Annotated in this window: 5 protein-coding genes; 4 read left to right on the top strand and 1 reads right to left on the bottom strand. The window is 31.2% G+C overall.

Annotation, left to right across the window (positions count from 1 at the left end; genetic code table 11):
• Positions 1 to 117: 117 nt before the first annotated feature.
• From ACAN52_RS21765 to ACAN52_RS21780, 4 genes are all read left to right on the top strand, one after another.
• Positions 118 to 354 (top strand): GlsB/YeaQ/YmgE family stress response membrane protein, encoded by a 237-nt coding sequence (locus ACAN52_RS21765; RefSeq protein ID WP_378957238.1) that lies wholly within the window; start codon positions 118 to 120, stop codon positions 352 to 354.
• A 146-nt stretch (positions 355 to 500) separates the two neighbouring features.
• Complete coding sequence (locus ACAN52_RS21770; protein WP_378957239.1) at positions 501 to 707, top strand: LexA family protein; 207 nt, start codon at positions 501 to 503, stop codon at positions 705 to 707.
• Positions 708 to 840: 133 nt separating this feature from the next.
• The gene (locus ACAN52_RS21775; RefSeq protein WP_378957241.1) at positions 841 to 1,524 is read left to right on the top strand and encodes a hypothetical protein; all 684 of its coding nucleotides are present in this window, start codon (positions 841 to 843) and stop codon (positions 1,522 to 1,524) included.
• Positions 1,525 to 2,282: 758 nt separating this feature from the next.
• Positions 2,283 to 2,582 (top strand): STAS domain-containing protein, encoded by a 300-nt coding sequence (locus ACAN52_RS21780; RefSeq protein WP_378957243.1) that lies wholly within the window; start codon positions 2,283 to 2,285, stop codon positions 2,580 to 2,582.
• Positions 2,583 to 2,836: 254 nt separating this feature from the next.
• Here the strand turns inward: ACAN52_RS21780 and ACAN52_RS21785 are convergent.
• Positions 2,837 to 3,299: helix-turn-helix domain-containing protein (locus ACAN52_RS21785; RefSeq protein WP_378957244.1), on the bottom strand; the 463-nt coding region annotated here is incomplete at its 5' end.

The raw sequence follows: 3,299 nt of genomic DNA on the forward strand, positions 1-3,299 counted from the left end.
ATAGTTATGCATATCAAGTCCCTATCAGGTCGTAATTGACTTGGTAGGGGCTCTTTTTTATTTTATGTCAAATTAAAATTATTTTAATGGAAACACTATTATTAGGAGGCGATAACAATGCTTTGGCTTTTATTAGTAGGAGTAATCTTTGGTGGAGTGGCTGGCATGATTTCGCGCAGTGATAGTTTTGGCGGTTTATGGGGAGACTTAATAGCAGGTATTATAGGTTCTTTTATAGGTGGAGTTTTATTTAATATCACGGATATTTTTGCATATGGAACACTCGGATCGATAAATTCAAGCATGATAGGGGCTCTTATGCTCCTATGGGCCGTAAGGATGTTTCGCATATAAAAGATTCTACATGGAAAAAAGGCTTAAATTTATATTTAGCCGCTTTACTCTTAATTGAGTGAGGTGATTATTTTAAAAAACCATATATTTACAAATGAAAGTATTTGCTATAAAATATAACCAAACAATAGTTTGGAGGAGATACTATGCATCCAAAACAACAAGCCATTCTTAATTTTATCCGCGACTATCCTCATCGGTATCCGCCAAGTGTCCGAGAAATTGGAGCAGGTGTAGGGATTAATAGTAGCTCAACGGTTCATCGTCATTTAACTATGCTAGTTAACCAAGGATTGATTGAGCGCAAGCCTAATAGCCCTAGATGTATAGAGTTGGTTGAGGGCTGTCTGTAATAATTAATGTTAATTATGCCATCTTGCTCCTTGAGGTAAGATGGCTTTTCTAATTTTGTGACCTGTGGTATTATAAAATTAGATTTTTTTGGTATTTAAAGAAAAATTTTAAAGATAATAAAGGGGAGTAGTTATGTATCAAACTAAGAAATTGTTTATTATGATTGGGGTAGCAATAACTATTAATTTGATGGTTATTTCAAATGTTTTTGCTGAAAATTCAATATCAAATTTTTCTATAACTGATAAATCGAGAGTAGGAATATGTATATTTGCAAGTAGTAATATACTTGGAGATAAAGAAAATGAAGCGTATTTCAATGTGGAAAATGCAGTGAAAAATAAATTTTTAAAAGAAAAATTTATAATTGATCATTTAACTTCTACTGATTTTAAAAATTATTTGGGAAAAAAAGAAATTTTGGTTAGTGATATGCAAGAGTTAATTAATGGCGTAAAGTTACCAATGATTGTTGATTTTGGTTTGCAAAATAATTTAGATTACGTAGTGATAGTGATATGTGATGCAACTACCGAGCAAGTCAAACAATATAATAGTAAAATGTTTTATAATTCATTTACCCATAAATATCAATCCTATGGAAAGGATCAAATATCAGTAAATAAAGTTGGAATTATCTCTAGGATAGCGCTGGTAAATGTAAAAAATCATGAGTATGTGTATAATATTATGATTAATAAATCTAGAAATGAAGAATTTCGTACGGATACTCGTGCTATTAGAGCGATAGTAGAAGAATGGACAAAATCTTTTGATTCGGACATTAGCACGACAACTTTAGATATTGCCAAATAAAATGAATGATGAAAACTCCACTATAAATCCACCTTCAGTCATAATTTATTACATAACGTTAAATAATGTGAGATAAAATTATATAACCACCTACCAAACTGGTAATAATATACCAAAAGGCAGGTGGTTATTTTGTTAACGCCAATATTAATTTCCATACTGACGATATCAATTATGATGATTATTTACAGTACATATAAATTGATTTGTATTATGCTGATGCGGTAATCTCTATAAAATAAATAATAAAATAAATAATAAAATAAATAATAAAGTATATGACATTAAATATATGATAAAAACTGGTAAGTGATTTTTCTTATTTTAGTATTTATAAAAGAGACTCTTAATGCAAAAGGCAAATTTGCTACTACCTACGGGGCTATACGTTTTCAACTCGAAGGAATGGAAGTCTCTACTAATAATATACAATATCGGTAAGCGATTGCCAATTTTTAAGCCCGTCGATCTTTAATTAGATTAGTATTTTAATTATAATAATTATTGATTAATAATTATTATTGAGTTATAATATAAAAGTCATAAGCTCCAGGCCAATCTTTTTATAGAAATACATTGTTGTACTACTCGGTCCCGTTAATATTGTACAGTAGAAAGCCATTATCGAGCTTAATTGACTTGGTAGGGGCTTTTTTATTTATAAATAGGAAAAATATTTTTAGAAATTTATTTTGACAAAATTTTCAACTATTTATACATATAATAGATAAATAGTGAAAATATTAAGGATGTGTGGCATGGAAAAACAAATCACTATTGATGAGAACCGAATCTTGGTAAAATTGAATGGTAGAATGTATCTTGAGGACTCTGTAATTTTAAGACAAGAGCTGCTGGGGTATCTAGATGAGAAGTATAATAAATGTATTGTTGATATGAGTGCCGTAAATTATATTGATGCTTCAGGGATTGGGACTTTGGTTGCGCTCCGCAATCAATCTCATTGTTTAGGAGGTAGTCTTAAAGTTGCGGGATTAAAAGGTATAGTCAAAGAAATTTTTAAAATAACGCGGTTTGAAGAAAGTTTTACAGAATAAAAGAGAATATAATAGATGTAAAGAAATTAATCATCTGCCTTTTGGGTAATACTATACCCAAAAGGCAGGTGATTTTATGACATTGATGGGTATCTTTCAATTTTTAATATGGTTGCTCATAGTTACTGTTGGGACGTTGTTATATTGTGCGATTAAAATGTTGTGGGAATACAGGGCTAAGTCACGCTTATAGCTGCTTTCGGGTAGCTATTTTTATGTAGCAACACAGTACTATGCTATTTAATGAAGGAAACTTAAAATTGTTTCAAAATTTGTAAATAATGAGAAGCTTTTTTCTTAGTTTCTTTACATGGTTCTTTAACTTTCCAATTTAAAATAGTACGAGCATTCAGCTCAAGGATAGTAGCCATCTTGACCTTAGTATGGCCGTGATAAAAACGTGCCTTTTCGAGTCTCTGAAAAAAAGTATCTTCAGGCATATTTTCAAAGCAGCCAAGAAACCATATTGGTTGTTCAAGCGCGATAGAAATTTTCCGCAATGTAGTATTCTCAAAACTGGTAATCTGTCGTTCTATATTACTTAAAGATTTTGGTGTTATTCCAACTTTGGCAGCAAGGGTCTTGATCATCCACCCTTTTTGCAATCGGGCCATTCTAATACGTTCGCCAGGTGTAGTGCCAATTATCATTTCTATATCTTGATTTATTGTCCGATGAACCACAATTTCATCTAGGTTGTTCTCTACACGCTTGTCC

Source organism: Pelosinus sp. sgz500959 (assembly GCF_042610375.1).
In the GTDB taxonomy this organism is placed as follows: domain Bacteria; phylum Bacillota; class Negativicutes; order DSM-13327; family DSM-13327; genus CTSoil-075.

Excerpts from the sequence above, each read along its gene's own strand:
- ACAN52_RS21765 (WP_378957238.1), top strand. The coding sequence starts at position 118 with ATGCTTTGGCTTTTATTAGTAGGAGTAATCTTTGGTGGAGTGGCTGGC.
- ACAN52_RS21770 (WP_378957239.1), top strand. The coding sequence starts at position 501 with ATGCATCCAAAACAACAAGCCATTCTTAATTTTATCCGCGACTATCCT.
- ACAN52_RS21775 (WP_378957241.1), top strand. The coding sequence starts at position 841 with ATGTATCAAACTAAGAAATTGTTTATTATGATTGGGGTAGCAATAACT.
- ACAN52_RS21780 (WP_378957243.1), top strand. The coding sequence starts at position 2,283 with ATGGAAAAACAAATCACTATTGATGAGAACCGAATCTTGGTAAAATTG.